The organism is Dyadobacter sp. 3J3 (genome assembly GCF_009801115.1).
Lineage (GTDB): Bacteria > Bacteroidota > Bacteroidia > Cytophagales > Spirosomataceae > Dyadobacter.
This window is the reverse complement of the sequence record NZ_VTOL01000009.1, coordinates 42,030-62,228: the sequence shown is the minus strand read 5'-3', so window position 1 is coordinate 62,228 and position 20,199 is coordinate 42,030. Positions and strand designations below refer to the sequence as shown.

General features: G+C 40.1%; 18 protein-coding genes. 13 read left to right on the top strand and 5 right to left on the bottom strand.

Annotated elements, in window-relative coordinates:
• Window positions 1-32: 32 nt before the first annotated feature.
• On the top strand, window positions 33-1,670 hold the full coding sequence (locus FZF08_RS19540) for a Na+/H+ antiporter (RefSeq protein WP_159471872.1): 1,638 nt from the start codon (window positions 33-35) through the stop codon (window positions 1,668-1,670).
• A 130-nt stretch (window positions 1,671-1,800) separates the two neighbouring features.
• Here FZF08_RS19540 and FZF08_RS19535 read toward each other — a convergent pair whose 3' ends face one another.
• Window positions 1,801-2,106 (bottom strand): phosphoribosylpyrophosphate synthetase, encoded by a 306-nt coding sequence (locus tag FZF08_RS19535; protein WP_159471870.1) that lies wholly within the window; start codon window positions 2,104-2,106, stop codon window positions 1,801-1,803.
• A 67-nt stretch (window positions 2,107-2,173) separates the two neighbouring features.
• Window positions 2,174-3,697: a S8 family serine peptidase gene (locus FZF08_RS19530; protein WP_159471868.1), complete on the bottom strand. Its 1,524-nt coding sequence runs from the start codon at window positions 3,695-3,697 to the stop codon at window positions 2,174-2,176.
• Window positions 3,698-3,875: 178 nt separating this feature from the next.
• On the opposite strand from FZF08_RS19530, the gene FZF08_RS19525 reads away from it, so the two are divergent.
• From FZF08_RS19525 to eboE, 7 genes are all read left to right on the top strand, one after another.
• Entirely contained in the window at window positions 3,876-5,165 is a 1,290-nt protein-coding gene (locus FZF08_RS19525; RefSeq protein ID WP_159471866.1) for an aminopeptidase P family protein, read from the top strand.
• Between the two features lie 11 nt (window positions 5,166-5,176).
• Complete coding sequence (locus tag FZF08_RS19520) at window positions 5,177-5,872, top strand: MgtC/SapB family protein (RefSeq protein ID WP_310590609.1); 696 nt, start codon at window positions 5,177-5,179, stop codon at window positions 5,870-5,872.
• A 199-nt stretch (window positions 5,873-6,071) separates the two neighbouring features.
• On the top strand, window positions 6,072-6,956 hold the full coding sequence (locus tag FZF08_RS19515) for an EboA domain-containing protein (RefSeq protein ID WP_159471864.1): 885 nt from the start codon (window positions 6,072-6,074) through the stop codon (window positions 6,954-6,956).
• Complete coding sequence (locus tag FZF08_RS19510) at window positions 6,934-7,965, top strand: TatD family hydrolase (protein ID WP_159471862.1); 1,032 nt, start codon at window positions 6,934-6,936, stop codon at window positions 7,963-7,965. The genes FZF08_RS19515 and FZF08_RS19510 overlap by 23 nt, the downstream gene beginning before the upstream one ends.
• A gap of 2 nt (window positions 7,966-7,967) precedes the next feature.
• Window positions 7,968-8,837 (top strand): UbiA-like protein EboC, encoded by an 870-nt coding sequence (eboC, locus tag FZF08_RS19505; RefSeq protein WP_159471860.1) that lies wholly within the window; start codon window positions 7,968-7,970, stop codon window positions 8,835-8,837.
• Window positions 8,838-8,907: 70 nt separating this feature from the next.
• Window positions 8,908-10,083, top strand: coding sequence for a 3-dehydroquinate synthase (locus FZF08_RS19500; RefSeq protein WP_159471858.1), 1,176 nt, complete (start codon window positions 8,908-8,910; stop codon window positions 10,081-10,083).
• A 51-nt stretch (window positions 10,084-10,134) separates the two neighbouring features.
• The gene (gene eboE / locus FZF08_RS19495) at window positions 10,135-11,346 is read left to right on the top strand and encodes a metabolite traffic protein EboE (RefSeq protein ID WP_159471856.1); all 1,212 of its coding nucleotides are present in this window, start codon (window positions 10,135-10,137) and stop codon (window positions 11,344-11,346) included.
• Window positions 11,347-12,256: 910 nt separating this feature from the next.
• Here the strand turns inward: eboE and FZF08_RS19490 are convergent.
• Entirely contained in the window at window positions 12,257-12,526 is a 270-nt protein-coding gene (locus FZF08_RS19490) for a hypothetical protein (protein WP_159471854.1), read from the bottom strand.
• Between the two features lie 45 nt (window positions 12,527-12,571).
• On the opposite strand from FZF08_RS19490, the gene FZF08_RS19485 reads away from it, so the two are divergent.
• Complete coding sequence (locus FZF08_RS19485; protein ID WP_159471852.1) at window positions 12,572-13,933, top strand: alkaline phosphatase family protein; 1,362 nt, start codon at window positions 12,572-12,574, stop codon at window positions 13,931-13,933.
• Between the two features lie 904 nt (window positions 13,934-14,837).
• The gene (locus tag FZF08_RS19480; RefSeq protein ID WP_159471850.1) at window positions 14,838-15,560 is read left to right on the top strand and encodes a hypothetical protein; all 723 of its coding nucleotides are present in this window, start codon (window positions 14,838-14,840) and stop codon (window positions 15,558-15,560) included.
• Window positions 15,561-15,730: 170 nt separating this feature from the next.
• On the opposite strand, the gene FZF08_RS19475 is transcribed toward FZF08_RS19480, so the two are convergent.
• Together FZF08_RS19475 and FZF08_RS19470 are read right to left on the bottom strand one after the other, a co-directional pair.
• Window positions 15,731-16,087, bottom strand: a complete 357-nt coding sequence (locus tag FZF08_RS19475) for a SnoaL-like domain-containing protein (RefSeq protein ID WP_159471848.1) — start codon at window positions 16,085-16,087, stop codon at window positions 15,731-15,733.
• A gap of 70 nt (window positions 16,088-16,157) precedes the next feature.
• Window positions 16,158-16,610, bottom strand: coding sequence for a hypothetical protein (locus tag FZF08_RS19470; RefSeq protein WP_159471846.1), 453 nt, complete (start codon window positions 16,608-16,610; stop codon window positions 16,158-16,160).
• An 84-nt stretch (window positions 16,611-16,694) separates the two neighbouring features.
• Between FZF08_RS19470 and FZF08_RS19465 the strand changes: the two genes are divergently transcribed.
• From FZF08_RS19465 to FZF08_RS19455, 3 genes are all read left to right on the top strand, one after another.
• Window positions 16,695-17,873 carry a sorbosone dehydrogenase family protein gene (locus FZF08_RS19465; protein ID WP_159471844.1) on the top strand — a complete coding sequence of 393 codons (1,179 nt, stop codon included), beginning with the start codon at window positions 16,695-16,697 and terminating at the stop codon, window positions 17,871-17,873.
• A gap of 129 nt (window positions 17,874-18,002) precedes the next feature.
• Window positions 18,003-19,010 carry an NAD(P)H-dependent glycerol-3-phosphate dehydrogenase gene (locus FZF08_RS19460; protein ID WP_159471842.1) on the top strand — a complete coding sequence of 336 codons (1,008 nt, stop codon included), beginning with the start codon at window positions 18,003-18,005 and terminating at the stop codon, window positions 19,008-19,010.
• Between the two features lie 72 nt (window positions 19,011-19,082).
• Window positions 19,083-20,168, top strand: coding sequence for an exo-alpha-sialidase (locus FZF08_RS19455; protein ID WP_159471840.1), 1,086 nt, complete (start codon window positions 19,083-19,085; stop codon window positions 20,166-20,168).
• Window positions 20,169-20,199: the final 31 nt, after the last annotated feature.

The window sequence follows — 20,199 nt, the reverse complement described above, 5'->3', positions numbered from 1 at the left end:
TTCTTTGGCTTTGTGGAATTTGAACCTTGAAAATGAAAACATCTATCTGGCTAATGGCTCAGGATAACATCCAGGATAATTTACTTATCGTTATATCACTTTTGTTTGTTGTTTCCATGCTCACAATGCTGAGCGAAAAACTGCAAATTTCTTATCCTATTTTCTTGGTTATTGCTGGATTGCTCATTAGTTTCATTCCAGGAATTCCTCATATTTCTCTTGAACCTGATTGGGTTTTTCTGCTATTTTTACCGCCGCTTTTATATTTTGCTGCATGGAATACTTCCTGGAAAGATTTCTGGCAATTTAAGCGTCCCATAGGGCTATTGGCTATTGGCCTTGTTGTATTTACGGCAACCGCAGTAGCATATTTGTCCAACGCCATGATCCCTGATTTTACATTGGCTATGGGGTTTGTTTTGGGAGGAATTATTTCTCCACCGGATGCTGTCGCGGCAACATCAGTTTTACAAGGCTTAAAAATCCCCAAACGTGTTGTAGCAATTCTGGAAGGTGAAAGCTTAGTAAATGATGCATCTTCGCTCATCGTTTTTCGTGTTGCTTTGACGACTTTACTAACCGGACAATTTGTTTTCTGGAAGGCAGGACTGGATTTTTTTCTGGTTGCAATCATGGGTATAATTATTGGGCTTGCCATTGCTCATTTAATTTATCTGGTACACCGGTTTTTTCCTACCAATTCAAGTATTGACACCGCATTGACGTTTATAGCGCCTTATCTGATGTACATTGGTGCCGAACATTTTCATTATTCCGGTGTTTTGGCAACCGTCAGCGGAGGTTTGTTTTTGAGTTACCGGTCCAATGAAATCCTTTCTTATAATTCCAGAATGCAGTCCCAGTATGTCTGGGAAACGGTTGTTTTTCTGCTTAATGGTATTGTCTTTATTATGATAGGATTACAGTTGCCGGATATTATTGAAGGATTAGGTGAAAATTCAATAATGGAATCTGTCACGTATGCAGTAGTAATTAGTATTGTTACAATCTTGATTCGTCTGCTCTGGGTTTTTCCAAGCTCTTATTTGCCGCGCTTACTAAGCAAAAGGGTTCGGGAAAACGAATTAAAGCCATCATGGCAAACGGTTTTTATTGTCGGGTGGAGTGGCATGCGCGGAGTGGTTTCGCTGGCTTCGGGCCTGGCGGTACCGCTTACGCTAACGAATAGTACAACTGCATTTCCGCAACGTGACCTGATTCTTTTTATCACCTTTGTCGTAATCCTTTTTACACTTGTTTTGCAAGGATTAAGTCTGCCTTATTTGATAAAATGGCTGAATATTACAGATGACGGAGGGAATGAGGAAAAACAGGAAATCGCGGTTCGCTTACGTCTGGCTACTGCCAGTCTTAGCCATATGCAATCTTCTTATGGCGAAGAAGTACAAGTAATTGATGCTTTCAGCCGGCTAAAAGAACGCTACGAAAGAATGATCGAAAATGCGAATAATCGTTTGGTAGAAAAGGAATCAAGGAGTTCGAATGCTGATTTTCTGCCCAAATATAGAAGTATGCTGGTTGAAATTGTTTCAATCAAGCGGGATGAATTGCAAAAATTAAGAAGGGAAAAAATATATTCAGACGAAATGCTGAAAGCCCGGGAAAGGGAACTGGATTTTGAAGAAGCCCGTCTAAGAGATTCACCCTGAGAATTAAATAACTCCTTAGAAAATGGTTCGAAGGAGTTGTTTAATTAATTCCATTATTCTAAAATCTTTTTACCAGCAGAGATTTTACTCATTCGGCCTAACAGCAAATTGCCAAAAGCGTACTGCTACCTCACTTTGTAAACGAGAATTTCTTCATCATTTCATCAACCAAAGGATCGCTATAAATTCCGTAGGCACTCACCAAAATGCCCTTTAAATTATATTTTGCGGAAGAAATTGCGTAGACAATGGATTCGTCAGAAGGATTCGTTTCGCCTTCAAAACGAAAGAATTTATCAATTTCGAATTCATGATGTAGAATCTGAAATTTCCCGTGACTGCTTTCGACGTAATTTTGTTTGAGATTAAATTCTTCTGTATAGCCTTTTTTCGCCAGTCCTTCGATGGCTTCAACGAGCGTATTATAAGATTCCATAATTGACAATTTGAGCGTTACACCATTTTCGCGTGGTTAAATTACAAATTATCTTTGACAAATTTCCTTAATTCCATTGTACTTCCACGGCGTATTCTTTCAAATCGATCGTCGTGAAGTGCTCTCCGTTTTGGCGTCTCAATGAAATTTTCCCGTTCTGCACCTTTGCCGTTTGCTGGGAGATCACATCCTTATTATTTTTCTTTCTGTATATAGCAACCAGATTTTCGTCTGTCGTTACATCCACTTCACAATTTCTGCCCGTTGCATTAATCAGTTTGGAATGATTGGGTAAATAAGGTGCTCTTGCCAAAGCGAGTGCACGTGATGCAAGCGGTACACCATAACCCACATAATTATTCCCGTAAGGATATAAATGAGCTGATTTTTCAATTAATTCAATTACTTCTTTATTAGAAAGTTTTGGATTAACCTGCATCATACAAGCTGCAAATCCGGTAATGACGGGAGCAGAAAGTGATGTGCCGTATAGTGAAAAGCAGGAAACATTCGGTTTGACATAATTCAAAAATTCCGGGCCGACGCTGCTGTAACCGATCCGGTTCCAAAGTTTTGCATTCGTCGCGCCAATAGATAAAACACCTCTGGCATCTGCCGGGGCTGAAATAATTCCCCAGCTTTTATCCTCTCCTTCATTTCCTGCAGAAACGACGATCATAATTCCTTTTCTATCCGCAGCAATTTGGGCGGCACGGGTAATAGCGCTGGTTTTTCCATCCATTTGGGAAGGCTTGTAATTTTCGGACGGATCTGAAAACCCTTTGGCATAACCCAAAGACGTATTGATCAAACGAACTCCAAGGCTATCCATCCATTCCATGGCAGCGATCCAGTTGTCTTCCTCGCCACGCCATTCGCGTAAAGAATAATCAGTGCGGGCTAAATAAAACTTGGAATTCAAAGCCAAACCATATTGCATTTGATCCTGATTGTCAATTCCTGAAATCGCAGTCAAAACTTCTGTTCCGTGCATATCTGAAAAAGATTCTGCGGTGCTGAAAAGCAATTCGCCGGATCGTCCCGGTTTCACATAATCATGAATACCTAAAATCCTTTTATTTGAAAAAATATGTTTCAGAGAAAGAGAAGAATCCGCTCCGTAAAAACCTGCGTCAATGACACCGATTGTAACATCTTTTCCATTAATTCCCGCTTTTTGAAAAGCATTTGCCTGAACCTGTGACATCACCTGCGCCATCTGCGCACGTTCTACCGGTTTTGTCTGGGCGATGTAAAAACCGGATGTCATCGGTACCACTTCCTTCACAAAACTTAACTCCCGCACTTCCTGCGCCTGAGCGGATGTAAGTACCGCAGAAACCGCATTAAGCCATTTGGAGCGGTTGGTGATTTTTACCGAAATATCTTTCAGCCGGTTTTGATAATCTGCACGAACGGGCAAATCGGTATCGTCAGTAGCCAGTCCAAATTTTTGACGGGTCTCTAATGTTAATTGGGAAACAGCGGGGGCATTGTCTAAATTCTTATCTTTAAGATATATCCAGTATTTTGGCTGTGCAGACAGTAATGCAGGGACACACAAAAGTGCCAGGAGGAAAATTCGCTTCATTGAATGTTTAAAGTTGTTAGGTTGCCTGCGTACTAATGTTATTCCAAGATAACAGGTTATTTTGAATTTCTTCGCGAATGACCCAACTCATGGATTACTTTGACTTTTCTTCTATATTATATAAGAAGTAAAACGTAATTTTACGAATTAAATTACCAGTTACAAAAATTAAAAACTTATGCGTTATTCGGCCATAGATAAAAACCTGTTTATAGAAAATCGTCGCAGGCTTTCGAGTTTATTGAAAGCAAAATCATTGGCAATTCTAAATTCAAATGATATTATGCCGACGAATGCGGATGGTTCTATGGGTTTTCGTCAGAATACAGATCTGTTTTATTTGACTGGCGTGGATCAGGAAGAAACGATTTTACTTGTTTTTCCAGGACATCCGGACGAGAAATTCAGGGAAGTTTTATTTGTACGTGAAACCAATGAACTGATTGCTGTTTGGGAAGGTGAAAAATTGTCGAAGGAACAAGCGCGTGAAGTTTCAGGAATCCAAACCATTTACTGGACGCATCAATATGAAACGGTTTTCAGAAATATCGTTTACGAAGCTGAAAATGTTTATCTCAATTCAAACGAACATACCCGAAACGATTCGCCCGTTATAACCCGCGATGTACGTTTTATTAATGAATTTAAAGAAAAATATCCTTTACATCAGCTGGTAAGGCTTGCGCCGGTCATGCACCAGCTTCGGGCTATAAAACAGCCGCAGGAAATTGCCTTAATGCAAAAAGCCTGTGATATCACGAAACTTGGATTTGAGCGATTGTTGAAATTTGTAAAACCAGGCGTTGAGGAATTTGAAATCGAAGCTGAATTGCTGCACGAATTTATAAGAAACCGTTCCAAAGGATTTGCTTACCAGCCAATCATTGCGTCGGGTGCAAATGCATGTGTTTTACATTATGTTCAAAATGACAAAACATGTAAAGACGGCGATGTAATACTTTTGGATGTTGCGGCGGAATATGCTAATTATGGTTCTGATTTGTCAAGAAGCATTCCTGTAAATGGCCGTTTTACAAAACGTCAGCGTGATGTTTACGATGCAGTTTTGCGTGTTTTTAAGGCATCGAAAAGTATGCTGGTTACGGGTGGACTTTGGGACGAATATCATGTGGAAGTGGGCAAGATCATGGAAAGTGAATTGTTGGGTTTGGGATTGATAACCAAACAGGATATTGAAAAACAGGATCCGGAGTGGCCGGCCTACAAGAAATATTTTCCGCACGGAAATTCACATTTCCTTGGACTTGATATTCATGACGTAGGAAATAAATACCGTCGTTTTGAACCGGGAATGGTGTTTACTTGTGAGCCTGGAATTTATATCAAGGAAGAAGGATTGGGAATCCGACTGGAAAATAATATTCTGATTACGGCAGATGGCAATATTGACCTAATGGGACATATTCCAATCGAAGCTGAGGAAATTGAAGAAATCATGAATTCCTGAAAATTATAAGTTTGAAGAAACAAGCCGGGAGATTTTTCATTTTTCCGTCTTTTCATTCAAATAGCAAGCCCAATACCATGGAGTTTTATACCGAAGACCTTTACAAACTGCTTTTTTCGTTTTCTCTGGGTGCAATCATCGGTGCCGAGAGGGAATATCGCAGCAAGTCGGCGGGATTACGGACGCTGATTTTGATTGCCGTAGGTTCCACACTTTTTACTTTGGTGTCAATTAGGATTAGCGGCGATGCTGGTAGGGTTGCAGCCAACATTGTTACAGGAATCGGTTTTATCGGTGCAGGGATTATTTTCCGTGAAAATAACCGTGTTGTTGGTATCACAACGGCGGCCATTGTTTGGGTTACGGCCGCATTGGGCATGGCAATCGGTGCAGGATTTTATTTAATTGCAATTTACGCTTTTCTTGTTGCCGGTTTGAGTCTGATTATTTTATCCCCGATTCAAAAATGGATCAGAAACAAAAACCAGATCCGCAATTATCGTTTAATGAGCGTTTATCAGAAAAAAACACTCAAAGATTATGAGAAACTTTTTAGCCTTTATGGGTTGGCGATCCTGGGGGCGGAGCAAAATCGATCAGGAAGTCATATTACCGGAAACTGGTTGTTACAAGGTTCGTATGAGATGCATGAAAAACTGACGGAATATTTGTTAAATGATAATGATATCGTAGAATTTGACTTCTAGTAGCTATCAGCTACTTTTTAGAATTAATTTTTGCTTAGATTTTACAAGTTGAAGCAAAAAATGAGACAGATGCACAAATAAAAACGTTATCATTAAACCTGTATAAAAAAAATGGTGTTTGAAAAAAACACTTACCTATAACCCATTTCTTAAACAGTTTGAGGCGTGTTTTGTCTGAAACTGAATTTTAAATTAAATTATGTCAAACCTGATAAATAAAGCACTCTGGGAAATCATCAGCCAGAATACTTCTGATGCCGAGTCAGAATGGCTGACTGAGAAAGGAAATGCCTCACCCATTGAGTTAATGACCGCTTTCGTTTCTTCTCCACGGGTTTTGCCAAAAAAAATTGTCAACGTAGCTTTAGAGCAGGAAAATGCTCTGAAAGATATTGTTGCCGGTTTTTTGGTAAATGGATGGAGCTTGGTTCGCTTGTCACGCGTGTGGTTATTGACACAGCTGGACGAAACGGAAAAGGACACTTTTGTCAAAAATATTGAAACGCTTTTTGATACAGCCGAAATGAATGAATTGGTAGCGCTTTATTCCGCTCTTCCGGTTTTGGCATATCCCGAACAGTGGCTTTTCAGAGCCACAGATGCGGTTCGCTCAAACATGGGATTTGTATTTGATGCGATTGCCTTACATAATCCATTTCCTGCAAAATATTTTAGTGAACTTGCCTGGAACCAGCTTGTGCTGAAAACGATTTTCAATGATAAACCGGTCCACTTTATAACGGGTTTGGAAGAAAGAGAAAACGCAAATCTGGCGCTTATCCTTTCAGATTTTGCTCATGAGCGCTGGGCAGCCGGTCGCTCAGTAGCGCCTAATGTGTGGCGTTTAGTGAGTAAATTCATGAATGAGGCACTTTTATCTGATATGAGACATTTATTTGAATCACGTCAGACACAGAATCAAGAGGCTGCGGCGCTTGCATGTTATGAATCTGATTATGCGCCTGCAAAAGCTTTATTATCCGAATATTCTGAATGCGAAAAATCAATAACAGAAGGGGCTTTAACCTGGTCCAATCTTGAATATACAGACTTAAATACCTATGTGCCAACATTGCAAAGATAGTAGCGCGCCCAATCCATCGCATTTCGAGGAAGGCGACGGGCTGGCAAATACTCCTGCTCACATTGATATGGCATGGAGTGAATATAATGAACTGATCAAAGGAATGCGGTTTTTTGACCCGCACATCCACATGGTTTCCCGTACAACGGACGATTATCAGGCGATGCGCCAGGCAGGAATTGTTGCATTAATCGAGCCTTCTTTTTGGGTCGGCCAGCCGCGTACAGGACTTTCGAGTTTTAAAGATTATTACAGCAGTCTGGTAGGCTGGGAGCGTTTCCGTTCTTCACAATTTGGTATAAAACATTATTGCACCATGGGGCTGAATTCCCGTGAAGCAAATAATGAGCCGCTTGCAGAGCAGGTTATGGAAATCCTGCCTTTATATATTTATAAAGAGGGAGTTGTTGGAATCGGCGAAATCGGTTTTGATGACCAGACTCCGGCCGAAGAAAAATATTTCCGTTTGCAGCTGGAACTGGCAAAAGAAGCAAAACTTCCGGTGCAAATCCATACGCCGCACCGTGACAAAAAGCGTGGAACGGAACGTAGTATGGCGATTTCTCTGGAACACGGACTGGATCCATCCTGGGTAATTATTGATCATAATAATGAGGAAACTGTAAAAAGTGTTTTAGACCAGGGATTTTACGCTGCTTTTACGATTTATCCATTTACCAAAATGGGCAATGAAAGAATGGTTAAAGTTGTGGAACAATATGGTCCTGAACGCATTATGGTTAACTCGGCTGCCGACTGGGGAATTTCTGATCCGTTGGCTATTCCTAAAACGGCGGCATTAATGAAAATGAGGGGTATTTCGGATGAAACAATTCGTATGGTAACCTATCAAAATGCGATCGATGCATTTGGAAAAAGCGGCCAAATTGATGTTTCAGATTTTGAAGGTGGTGTTTCTGTTGAAAAAACAGAGAAATTTCACGGTAATTCAATTTTACGCGGAGGCCAGCAACCTGACGTTTCCAAAGATTCCCTAGTAATTCAATAATCGTGGCTGAACTAAAACCCTATTTACAATTAACAAGGCCAGCGAATCTGGTAACGGCCATAGCGGATATTTTAGCCGGAATGGCGATTGCACAATTTACATTTTCAAGTTTTAACCCGGCTTTGCTGGTAGTTTCTACACTTGGACTTTACGGCGGCGGCGTTGTGATGAATGATGTTTTTGATGCGAAACTGGATGCGATTGAAAGACCGGAGCGTCCGATTCCAAGCGGAAAAGTGCCTTTGCGATCAGCGATTGCTCTGGGGCTGACATTGCTTTTTATAGGTATTATTGCCGCAGCTTTATTCAGTTTTCAAAGTGGAATGATCGCCGTTGTAGTGGCGGCGTTGACAGTTTTATATAATCGTTTTGCCAAACATCATGTTTTCTTTGGTCCGCTTACGATGGGCATGTGCCGTGGAGGGAATTTGCTTTTAGGTATGAGTGTTTTACCGGAATCCTTTCAACAATGGAGTTTTGTAGCACTTTTGCCAATTGCCTATATTGCAGCTATTACGTTAATTAGTCAGGATGAGGTACATGGCGGAAAAAGAAGAACACTTTACATAGCCGTTTTTCTTTATTTAGTCGTTTTAACGGCACAATTATTGATAGCTGACAGACAGGGAAATGTGCTTTTCGCACTTCCGTTTGTTCTATTACACGCCTGGCTCATTGGCCGTCCACTATATAATGCGATTCAAAATCCAATTGGTCCGTTGATCGGTAAAGCGGTGAAGGCAGGTGTTTTGTCATTAATTGTAATGAATGCTTCCTGGTGTATGGCTTTTGGTTTGTGGCCGGTTGCTTTGGCAGTTTTAGCATTATTACCTTTATCAATACTTTTAGCACGCGTTTTCGCGGTAACATAAAATAGAATGCGGGAAAAAGACGGGAAATGAGTCTTCCAGATATTCAGTCATCCATTATTGTTTTTTCAAGATGCAAACCATAAAACAGAGTTTCAAAATAGAGTATAACTATTCTATTTTTTTTACACACAACCTATTTAATAATACCAATAATCTGTTAAGTAATTTTTTTAGCGCTTACACAGAACAAGGATTTCAGCGTAAAGTATTAGTTGTGGTGGACGGAGGGTTTCTTTCTTTCTACCCGGCATTGGTGGAGGAGATTAAAAACTATTTTGCAACGCAGGTAAAACATATCCATCTGGCAAAAGATGTTATTGTCGTGCCGGGTGGTGAAGCGTCGAAAAATGATCCGGATTTGTTTGAAAAACTGGCGCAAGCTGTTGATATATATGGAATTGACCGTCACTCTTTTGTGATTGGTATAGGTGGCGGCGCTGTGCTTGACCTTGTGGGTTATGCCGCGGCGGTTTCGCATAGAGGTATTAAACTGATCCGGATTCCGACAACGGTTTTGTCTCAAAATGATTCTGGTGTTGGAGTCAAAAATGGTATCAATTTTCACGGAAAGAAAAACTTCCTGGGCACTTTTGCACCGCCGGTTGCTGTATTTAATGATCTTACTTTTCTGAATACGCTGGACGATCGTGACTGGCGTTCAGGAATCTCGGAAGCTATAAAAGTTGCCTTAATCAAAGATGCATCTTTCTTTGACTGGATTGAAGAAAACGTAACAGCTTTGGCATCACGTGATGAGGCGGTCATGTCCTACCTGATTCACCGTTGCGCAGAAATGCACACCGAGCATATCGGAAGCGGCGATCCGTTCGAATTTGGATCTTCCCGTCCCCTGGACTTTGGCCACTGGGCTGCGCATAAATTAGAATATCTGACTGATTTTGAAGTTCGTCACGGTGAAGCAGTTGCCATTGGCATCGCCTTGGATTGTGTTTATGCCAATAAAATCGGAATGCTTCCCGATGCAGATCTGGACAGAATTTATAATGTTTTAGTGAAACTTGGTTTTGATCTTTATCATATCAAACTCGCCGAAAACGATAAAATAAACCTTAGAAATGGCTTACATGAATTCCGTGAGCACCTTGGAGGTCGGTTAACCATTATGCTTTTGGAGAAAATTGGAAAAGGAGTGGAAGTTCATGAAATGGATGCTGATCTTATCGCAGAATCGGTTGATATTCTGGAAAAATACATTTCTGAAAAGAAGGTTTTAACAGAAGGTTAACAACTTTTAAATAAGTCAGATATCCAATTTGAATTTCCTAAACCTAAAAGTATGATTACCAAATTCGGTCATTTAACCTATTGCAGCAATATTCATCCAGGCGAAAAATGGGATGATCATTTCAAGACTTTAAAAGAAAATATTCCATATATCAGGCAGCAGCTGGCGCCCGGCGAGCCCTTTGCACTTGGTTTACGGCTTGCTAATGACGCGTCGATTGAGCTGATCAAACCGGAGCGTATGGCAGAATTCAAAAGCTGGCTTGCCGAAAATAATGTTTATATCACCGTCATCAATGGTTTCCCCTACGGAGGATTTCACGCAACGCGTGTAAAAGATGACGTGCATACGCCGGACTGGACAACATCAGACCGTGTTGAATATACCAAACGTCTTTTTACAATTTTAGCGCAAATTCTTCCTGAGGATACTGAAGGTGGTGTTTCAACTCCTCCATTGTCCTACCGTTTGTGGTGGAAAACAGAAGAAGCGAAGCGAAACACAATTGATATCGCTACCAAAAATATCCTGACAATTGTTGATCATTTGATCTCGATTGAAAAAGAATCCGGCAAGGTAATGCACTTGCATATCGAGCCTGAACCAGACGGGATTTTAGATAATACCGATGACTTTGTAAACTGGTACCGTGATGATCTTCTACCAACCGGAATTGCTTATCTGAAAGATACATATGGTTTTTCGGAAGAAAAAAGTAAAGAAACAATTTTGCATTACATCCGTCTCTGCTACGATATTTGTCACGCTGCCGTTGCTTTTGAAGAACCGGAAGATATACTGAACCGACTAGATGAAATTGGTATAAAAGTGGGAAGGATTCAAGTGAGTTCCGCGCTGAAAGTTGATTTTTCAACAGATCCTCAAACAAAATACGAAGCGATCAAAGCGTTTGACGAGCCGGTTTATCTACATCAGGTGGTAGCGCAAACTAATGATGGAATGAAATATTATCCTGACCTGCCCGAAGCGCTGGAAGATTATAAAGAAGGTGAACAAAAGGAATGGCGCGTTCATTTCCATGTTCCATTATTTATAGAGTCTTATGGTGCGCTTGATTCCACGCAAAATGCAATTGTCAAAACCTTAGAAATCCATAAAAAAACACCATTTGCTCCATGTTTGGAAGTGGAAACCTATACCTGGGGAGTTTTGCCGGAAGATATCCAGAAGCCGATTGGAGATTCGATTGTGCGGGAGATGGAGTGGGTGAAAAAATTGTTAAGGGTTAATTGTAATGGTTAATTGTTACGGGTTAATTGTTAATGGTGGAGTAGGAGAAATCTTTAACATTGAATGAGTTGCTGTTGTTTGACTGCTCTTTTAATTTTGTTTCTGGGGGGAGTTTCGTCGGTCATTTTTAGCTTCATTTGGAGCCTCCTGTTTATAGAAAAGGTGTTTTGGTAAGTATTTTGGCTCCTTTTGGAGCCTCCTGTTTCTGGAAATAATTTACCAGCCGGATGATTTCCGGCTCCATTTGGAGCTTCCTGTTTATAGAAAAGGTGTTTTGGTAAGTATTTTGGCTCCTTTGGGAGCCTCCTGTCTCTGGAAATAATTTAATAGCTGGATGATTTCGGCTCCTTTTGGAGCCTCGTGTTTATAGAAATAATTTGCCAGCAGGACGATATCTGGTTCTTATAGAGTTGCTTATTTCTGGAAATAATTTAATAGCTGGATGATTTCGGCTCCTTTTGGAGCCTCGTGTTTATAGAAATAATTTGCCAGCAGGACGATATCTGGTTCTTATAGAGTTGCTTATTTCTGGAAATAATTTAATAGCTGGATGATTTCGGCTCCTTTTGGAGCCTCGTGTTTATAGAAATAATTTGCCAGCAGGACGATTTCTGGTTCTTATAGAGTTGCTTATTTCTGAAAATAATTTACTAGCCGGATGATTTCCGGCTCCATTTGAAGCTGCTTGTTTCTGGAAATAATTTACTAGCCGGATGGTTTCTGGTTCTTTTGGAGCTGCTTGTTTCTTGAAATAATTTACTAGCCGGACGATTTCTGGTTCTTTTTGGAGCTGCTTGTTTCTGGAAATAATTTACTAGCCGGACGATTTCTGGTTCTTTTGGAGCTGCTTGTTTCTGGAAATAATTTACTAGCCGGATGGTTTCTGGTTCTTTTGGAGCTGCTTGTTTCTTGAAATAATTTACTAGCCGGACGATTTCTGGTTCTTTTTGGAGCTGTTTGTTTCTGGAAATAATTTACTAGCCGGATGGTTTCTGGTTCTTTTGGAGCTGCTTGTTTCTTGAAATAATTTACTAGCCGGACGATTTCTGGTTCTTTTGGAGCCGCTTGTTTCTGAAAATAATTTACTAGCCGGATGATTTCCGGCTCCATTTGGAGCCTCCTGTTTATAGAAATAATTTGCTAGCCGGATCTTCCTGGCTCCTTCGGAGCCTCCTGTTTTTGGGCTTGGCATTACTAACATATTGGTTACTGAATTAACTTCGAAGTTAAGATCAAAATGAAAAAAACTGTTGTCATCGATATCGTAGCGCTTAGTGCTAATTTGATTGGAGAGCATACTCCGTTTTTGAAAAGGTATGTTGAAAAACGTCATCTTACTTCTATAAAACCGGTTTTGCCTGCCGTTACCACGACTTCGCAATCGACCTATATTACCGGAAAATGGCCGGTTGACCATGGTATTGTGGGGAATGGCTGGTATGATAAAGATGACTCCGAAATAAAATTCTGGAAACAATCCAACAAACTTGTTCAGGCTGATAAAATCTGGGACGCAGCGAAAAAGGCAGATCCGACATTTACCTGTTCGAAAATGTTCTGGTGGTACAATATGTATTCCACGGCAGATTTTTCAGTAACCCCACGTCCGCAATATCATGCAGATGGTGTTAAGGCACAGGATTGTTATGCCTATCCGCCGGAATTACGGGACGAGTTACAAGAGAAATTTGGTCAATTTCCACTTTTTAGTTTTTGGGGGCCAAATGCCAATATAAAATCGACAAAATGGATTGCCGATGCGTCCATGTATGTGGATGATAAACATAATCCGACGTTAACACTTATTTACCTTCCGCATCTGGATTATTGCCTGCAAAAATTCGGGCCGGATTTTTCGAAAATCAGTAAAGAACTAGGCGAAATCGATAAAATCGTTGAAGATCTGGTAACGTTTTACGAAGCGAAAAATGCCAGCATTATTCTCTTGTCCGAATACGGCATTAACCCTGTGAGCAATCACATTGATATCAACCGGATTTTAAGAAAAGAAGGATTAATATCGGTAAGAACCGAACGTTGGTATGAATTGCTGGACGCGGGTGCTTCCAAAGCATTTGCAGCTTCGGATCACCAGATTTCACATGTTTATCTTAATGATCCGAGTGTAAAAGAACAGGTTATAAAGGTTTTGAAAGCTACGCCGGGGATTGATCTGGTTTTAGACAAAGAGCAGCAAAAAGAATATCATTTAAACCATGATCGTTCGGGAGATATTGTTGCGGTTGCGAAACCGGATAGCTGGTTTACCTACTACTATTGGCTGGATGATGCCAAAGCACCAGATTTTGCCCATCTCGTTGAAATTTTCAAGAAGCCGGGTTATGATCCTGTCGAGATGTTCATGGATCCAAAAAATCCATTTATCAAACTTCGCGCAGGGTATAAGCTGGGAAGAAAATTACTAGGGTTCAGATATCTGATGGACGTTATTCCATTGGACGCAACACTCGTAAAAGGCTCACACGGAAGTGTGAATGTACCGCGTGAATATTTCCCGATTTTGGTAACGGACGAGCCGCTGGAAAAGGAAATTGAAGCGGTGGATGTTTATGATGTGATTTGGGAGCATTTGGTTTAAAGCGTTTGTAACTCTTGCATACAGGCTTGCGTTGCAAACGCTAAGCTAAGGAACACTAATTACAAATTGGTGTTAGCATTTATTAATACGATTTCACTGCAACTCAGCCTGCAAATTTGTCTAAATCAATATCATGGAGATATGTTGATCTTTTCAAAACAAAGACTTACATGGAGTTTGGCAAGAAGTTGTAATGCACAAGATCTTTAAAAAAGAAGATTAATAGTAACAACAAGTGCTTTATAACATATCTTTATAGTCCCTTTTAATTATATCTTTTTTCAACAACTTCAATTATAACAACAGCGGAATTAACAACTACTTATTTAACAACTATATAATTTGTTTGTAAATAAATTATTTGTTTATATATTTGTTATGTAAAAAGACCCCATACATAATTACTGTATGAGGCCGATGGTTTAGTAACCGAGTATCATGTGGCATAACCAGCTGCCTATTAGCAACTCGATTATCCACCTAATGCTCTTTGGTAAATATGCCCAACATTGTTGGACATATTTAATGAACTTTCTAATCATGCCTTTAACATGTTTAGTAGGTTAAAAGAATATGAATCAAGATAGGCTCCTTTTGCGCTGATACGCGATTGGAGCTTTTTCTTTGCACCAAAGTTATGAAATAGTTACAACTTTCCAACGGTAATTTTATTAACGTATATTGGATTCGTTGGTTTTACTTGAATCATCTAGGAGTACATCATCGCAAAAATATCATTAGCTCAATACCAAATGTATTCATGAATCTTGGGACATATGTCTACAATTATTAAAAGGCCGACTCTGAGCTATCGACCAAAAGAGAGCAAGAATTGGCATTAAAAAAGCTTACTGATTTATTTAACGGACTTATCTGATTAATTCAAAATACTACCTTTGTCACCATGAAAGGAATTATAATATCAGTCATAGTACTAGGGGCCATTGCAATCTTACTCTTTACTCAAAAACCTGAAAAAATAAAAACTCGACCGGTAGTTGTAGAAAAGGAAAGTCGGCAGGAGGTACAGGCAGTAAGAAACACGGATTACCAAATCATGACATCCGACACTAATGAGTTTAAAAATGCAGTTTATTTAGATGTTTTGATTCAAGAAAAACTGACTGTCGATGAAATGATTGCAATTGCTCACAAGGAGCGCATTTCCCATGGAGGAACTGCGCATGTCCAAGTTGGATTCCGTTACTTCTCTAATAATAATCCTTATTACGGTGTCGCAAACTATAATATAGATTGCTCAGCGTGCACTGAAAAAGATGAGGATGGAGAGCCAATTTCCGCACAAGTAATGTATAAAGAACCAACTTTGCCAGAAACAATTAATAATTTACCGGATGGTGTGAGGGCTTCTAATGTTATTGCGAGATTTTATGATCATGGCTGGGGGCAGAATGCACTTATAGCTTATACAAATGATTTAAAAACCTCTGCATCCTACTTTAATCTTTACAATGATGCAAAGTCTGGTGAAACTAAACTGACACCACAGGATAACATGGTTTTTAAAGTAATTGAGACTGGCGCCAAGTATCAGATTTTAAATGATAGAGTGGAATATATTCAAACGAATGGCAATATATCTTACACCTATCAGATTTTGAAATAATAATGAAACCCATGTTCAACATGATTTGCAATCGTGGTGAACATGGGCAAGGGTTTGTAAAGCGACTAGAAAAGTAGCATTGCAAACGCTAAACTAAACAAACAACGACTGCAAATTGATTTTAGCTTGGTTTCTAATACTTCTGGACATATTTTTTCTAATTCCAAAAATCAATAAAAGAACTGCTCTAAAATAATTTTTCCATCTTTAACCTGATAAACACACACTTCTTCCATACTCATTCTTCCACGTCCTTTAAACGTCGTATCGAGGGTCCAGGTAAGGGCAAAACTGTTAGCGGCAACAATAGGATCCGATATTTTAGCACCGTGAAATTCTTCGACAGCGGCTTGAAATGTTGCTGATTTTGCTTTAATCGCCTGGAGACCTTCCACTACCCGCGGCCCCATCATGTCGTTTGCTTCAATACTTTGTGCATTATCCGCATAAAGCGTTTCAAGTACTACATCAATTTTGTTCTGGCGACAAAGTTCCACCAGTTTGTTAGCTACTTCTGAGGTTGTCATTTTATTTAAATTTGGTTAATTAATGTAATTTATTTTATAATAAAGTTTTTTGCTAGCATCATGGCATATCTTATTTCTTTTGACGTCCAAGTTCAAAACTTACAATCAGATTGCCGCTTTTTACATTACCATGTGAATAAACAACTTCACATTCATCGGCGTAAATTTCTCCGTAAAAGACCGTGTCAACTTTCCCCTTGGGAAGTTTGCAGGAATAAAATGGGTTATCGGGGTGACCGACATATTGGAAATGTACTTTTGCTGAATCGTCTATATTACCTTTCGAAGTAATTGTAAAAGGAACACCGAAACTTATTGTATTCGATTTTATCTTATCTACAAAAGGAGAATATCTATACCAACTAAAAACAGTATCTCTGGAAACATCCTTTACATTGAATTGATCTCCAAACTTTCCAACTATAAATGGCAAAGGAAAAAACATCGTTTCAAAATAAATGAAAGCCAGGAGCAATAGTGATAATATAATAACGCCAAGCGTTATCAATACTTTCTTAAACATATTCAATGGCCTTTTGATCATGGATTTTCTCATCCTCCCAAACATTTACTCCCTCATGACGTTCAATAAGAAAAAAGTAACGTCATGAAAATCACTCACATCTCATTTGTACTTGCCATACTATTTACTGTTGGTTGCTCGTCTTCGGATAAAGAAGTTACCGAGGTAGATAACGGACCTGATAATACGATCACGGCAACGGACGCTTTTCCGGCTTTGACATTCACTTCCCCAGTCGAAATAAAACCGGCGGTAGATTCCTCGAACCGCATGTTTGTTGTGGAGCAGTCAGGAATTATCAAGGTTTTTGATAATAGCAGTACCGTTTCTTCTGCTTCAACTTTTTTAGATATCAAAAGCAAGGTTAATTCTGGTGGAGAACTTGGACTTTTAGGTTTGGCTTTTCACCCAAATTTTAAAACGAACGGATATTTTTATGTCAACTATACCAGGAGTAATCCGCTCCAAACTGTCATTGCGCGCTACAAAGCGAATCCCGCCACTGGAAATGTTGCTGATGCTTCTAGTGAAACCATTCTTTTGACATACAATCAACCCTACACAAATCATAAAGGCGGTTCGCTGCAATTCGGAAAAGACGGGTACTTATACATCGCTGCCGGAGATGGTGGAAGTGCCGGAGATCCGGCAAATAATGCGCAGAATAAGAAAAGTTTTCTCGGTAAAATATTACGTATTGATGTCAATGCAACAACAAAAGGAAACTATGGAATCCCGGCTGATAATCCATTTGTAGGTAATACTGACGGTTCTTATGAAGAGATTTATGCGTTTGGATTGAGAAATCCCTGGAAAATAAGTTTTGATACAGGTTCTGACCGGTTTTTTGCAGCAGATGTGGGACAAAGCGTGAAAGAAGAAATCAACCTGATCGCAAAGGGTGGAAACTTTGGATGGAAAATCAAGGAAGGGAAAAATTGTTACAGCCCGTCTTCCAATTGTGATGCAACCGGCCTGATTGAGCCCGTATTGGATTATGGAAGAGCCGACGGCGATGTTTCTATTACAGGAGGTTATGTGTACAGAGGATCGGCAATTGCTGGTTTGGCAGGCAAATATATTTACGGAGATTATGCAAGTGGCCGCATATGGTCTTTGGAACTGGACGGAAATACGGTTAAGGCGAATACGCTTTTGATGAAAATCAGCGGTACGATTTCCACTTTCGGACAGGATTCAAAAGGTGAAGTTTATTTCGCGAATTTCGCAAGTGGAAAGATTATGAAGCTTGGCGTAAATTAAGATTGTTTTCGAATTGGAAGAAAGCCTTACTTTTGGCTGTCGTTTGATTTCTGATGATTCGGCCAAAGTTAGGTTCTGTTACATTCTTTTTTGTTTTATGAAAAGGAATCAATCGTGTTCGATGGAAATATGAGTTTTTTGAATAATACCAAAATAGCAGTAATAGGAGGAGGGAGCTGGGCTACGGCGCTGATCAAAATCTTGTGTGAACAACCCAATATTCAAATTCGCTGGTGGTTACGTAATGCTAAGGATATTGAGCATATTCGCAAATTTCATCACAATCCCAGTTATCTGAGTGATGTTTATTTATCCCCCAAAAAAGTAAAAGTATACGAGAAAACCCGTGATGCTGTAAAAGGTGCGGATTTTGTAATTCTGGCGGTTCCGGCTGCTTTTGTTCAGGAATCATTGCAGGATCTTAACGAATCACATCTGAAAGGAAAACTGGTGGTTTCAGCAATTAAAGGAATGATTCCGGAGGAAAATATTCTGGTGACGGATTGGGTTTCTGAAAAATATCATGTTCCGCTGAATGATATGGCCGTCATTGCCGGTCCCTGCCATGCAGAGGAAGTTGCGCTTGAAAAACAATCTTACCTTACAATAGCTTCCACCGACGCTGTTTGTGCCGAAGATTTTTCCAAATTGATGACCTGCCGGTATGTTACTGCCCATCCGCTTGCCGATTTGTACGGTGTAGAATATGCTGCGGTGATGAAAAATATTATTGCGCTTGCCTGCGGTATCACGCACGGATTAGGAAATGGAGATAATTTCCAGGCCGTGATGGTTTCCAATGCCATGCAGGAAATTCGCCATTTTGTTACGGCATTAGATCCTCGTGAACGGGAATTGAGTACTTCTGCTTATCTGGGTGATTTGTTGGTCACGGCGTATTCTCAATTCAGTCGTAACCGTTTATTTGGCAATATGGTCGGTCGCGGGTATAGTGTAAAGGCCGCTCAGCTTGAAATGAAAATGATCGCCGAAGGTTATTATGCAACCAAAAGTATATACGAATTGAATAAAACTTTGCACGTGGATCTGCCGATCACGACGGCGGTTTACAAGATACTTTATGAGGAAGAATCTCCTTCCCTCGTGATTGAAGAATTGAAAAAGAACTTAAAATAGTAGTCCATTTGGTACCAAACCGGGTACTTGAAACGAGACTACTTACCTGATTTTTGATATTATTCCTGCATTATGACTTTCTATCATCGCTTTTTTGCCGCCTCGTTTTTTGTAATTGCTCTGTTTGTTGCTTGTACTTCACAGCAGGAAACTTCTTCTGAAAAGGCTGTTCCGGTTAAAGATTTTGTTTTTGGGGATAATCGTCCTTTTCCTCAATGTCATGCTTCAACGCTAGTTCGGCTGAAAGACGGACAATTTCTGGTAGCCTGGTTTGGCGGTACGGAAGAAAAAAATCCGGATGTAGGAATCTGGCTTTCGAAAGGTCGTCCGGGACATTGGAGTGCGCCTGTTGAAGTAGCAAAAATAAGAGAAGATGCGCATTGGAATCCGGTTTTGCAAAATGCACCGGATGGTACTGTTTATCTGTATTTTAAAGTTGGAAAAACAATTCCGTACTGGGAAACCTGGGTGAAAAAATCGACTGATGGTGGAAAAACCTGGTCCGAAGCTTATGAACTTGTTCCGGGCGATAAAGGCGGAAGAGGTCCTGTAAAAGATAAGCTGATCGAGCTTTCGAACGGAACCTGGCTGGCAGGAGCTTCCAATGAGTTTAAGCGTTGGGAAGTTTTTGTTGACCGCAGTGAAGACAAAGGGAAAACCTGGATCGCGTCGCCGCATTTGAAACTGGACACAACCGAAATTAAAGGAAAAGGTGCAATTCAGCCGACCTTATGGGAAACCAAACCAGGGAAAGTGCATATGTTAGTGCGTACAACAGGAGGAATCATTGGTCGCAGTGATTCCGAAGATTATGGAAAAACCTGGTCGACCATCGTGAGTTCCAAACTTCCGAATCCTAATAGTGGTATTGACGTCACAAAGGTAAAAGACGGAACGCTTGTTTTGGCTTACAATCCTGATGCAAAAGACTGGGGTTCACGTTCACCATTATCGCTTGGTTTATCTTTTGATAATGGTAAAACCTGGCCGGAAAAAATTGATATTGAAACAGGCAAAAAAACAGATGAATTCTCGTATCCTGCTATTATAAGCTGGGGTGATTCGGTAGCCGTTTCTTATACCTGGAACAGACAAAAAATCGCTTTTTGGCTTGGAACTAAAAGCGATATCAAAAAGCTGGTCGCGGCCAGGAGATAAAATAAATTCAATTATTTTTGGTATAATTTGG

Bases quoted from the DNA above. Each gene is read 5' to 3' on its own strand.
- FZF08_RS19540 (WP_159471872.1), top strand. From the start codon at position 33: ATGAAAACATCTATCTGGCTAATGGCTCAGGATAACATCCAGGATAAT.
- FZF08_RS19535 (WP_159471870.1), bottom strand. From the start codon at position 2,106: ATGGAATCTTATAATACGCTCGTTGAAGCCATCGAAGGACTGGCGAAA.
- FZF08_RS19530 (WP_159471868.1), bottom strand. From the start codon at position 3,697: ATGAAGCGAATTTTCCTCCTGGCACTTTTGTGTGTCCCTGCATTACTG.
- FZF08_RS19525 (WP_159471866.1), top strand. From the start codon at position 3,876: ATGCGTTATTCGGCCATAGATAAAAACCTGTTTATAGAAAATCGTCGC.
- FZF08_RS19515 (WP_159471864.1), top strand. From the start codon at position 6,072: ATGTCAAACCTGATAAATAAAGCACTCTGGGAAATCATCAGCCAGAAT.
- FZF08_RS19510 (WP_159471862.1), top strand. From the start codon at position 6,934: ATGTGCCAACATTGCAAAGATAGTAGCGCGCCCAATCCATCGCATTTC.
- FZF08_RS19500 (WP_159471858.1), top strand. From the start codon at position 8,908: ATGCAAACCATAAAACAGAGTTTCAAAATAGAGTATAACTATTCTATT.
- eboE (WP_159471856.1), top strand. From the start codon at position 10,135: ATGATTACCAAATTCGGTCATTTAACCTATTGCAGCAATATTCATCCA.
- FZF08_RS19490 (WP_159471854.1), bottom strand. From the start codon at position 12,526: ATGCCAAGCCCAAAAACAGGAGGCTCCGAAGGAGCCAGGAAGATCCGG.
- FZF08_RS19485 (WP_159471852.1), top strand. From the start codon at position 12,572: ATGAAAAAAACTGTTGTCATCGATATCGTAGCGCTTAGTGCTAATTTG.
- FZF08_RS19480 (WP_159471850.1), top strand. From the start codon at position 14,838: ATGAAAGGAATTATAATATCAGTCATAGTACTAGGGGCCATTGCAATC.
- FZF08_RS19475 (WP_159471848.1), bottom strand. From the start codon at position 16,087: ATGACAACCTCAGAAGTAGCTAACAAACTGGTGGAACTTTGTCGCCAG.
- FZF08_RS19470 (WP_159471846.1), bottom strand. From the start codon at position 16,610: ATGTTTAAGAAAGTATTGATAACGCTTGGCGTTATTATATTATCACTA.
- FZF08_RS19465 (WP_159471844.1), top strand. From the start codon at position 16,695: ATGAAAATCACTCACATCTCATTTGTACTTGCCATACTATTTACTGTT.
- FZF08_RS19460 (WP_159471842.1), top strand. From the start codon at position 18,003: ATGAGTTTTTTGAATAATACCAAAATAGCAGTAATAGGAGGAGGGAGC.
- FZF08_RS19455 (WP_159471840.1), top strand. From the start codon at position 19,083: ATGACTTTCTATCATCGCTTTTTTGCCGCCTCGTTTTTTGTAATTGCT.